The sequence below is a fragment of the Salmonella sp. SAL4457 genome (genome assembly GCF_046548235.1).
GTDB lineage: Bacteria > Pseudomonadota > Gammaproteobacteria > Enterobacterales > Enterobacteriaceae > Salmonella > Salmonella enterica.
Window position 1 is genome coordinate 1 of sequence record NZ_JBGDZO010000263.1, and the last position, 308, is coordinate 308.

The 308-nt window shown below is 68.8% G+C and carries 1 protein-coding gene; it reads left to right on the forward strand.

Translation table 11 applies throughout. The features are described 5' to 3' along the window. On the forward strand, positions 1-308 hold a 308-nt coding region (locus ACLJNW_RS24195), incomplete at both ends, for an FGGY family carbohydrate kinase (RefSeq protein ID WP_410961217.1).

Here is a 308-nt window from a genome sequence, read left to right on the forward strand (position 1 = left end):
CCACCAGCTCCCGCGCCATCGTGTTCAGTGCCCAGGGCTTGCCGGTGGCGAGCTGCCAGCAGGAATTCAAGCAGTACTTCCCGAAGGACGGCTGGGTGGAGCACGACGGCGAGGAAATCTGGCTGACCACCCTCCAGGTCTGTCGCGACGCGCTCGCCCGCAAGGGCTTGCGCGCGGCCGACATCGCCGCCATCGGCATCACCAACCAGCGCGAGACCACGGTGGTCTGGGACCGTCACAGCGGTCGGCCGATCCACAACGCCATCGTCTGGCAGTGCCGGCGCAGCGCGGCGATCTGCGCGCAGCTC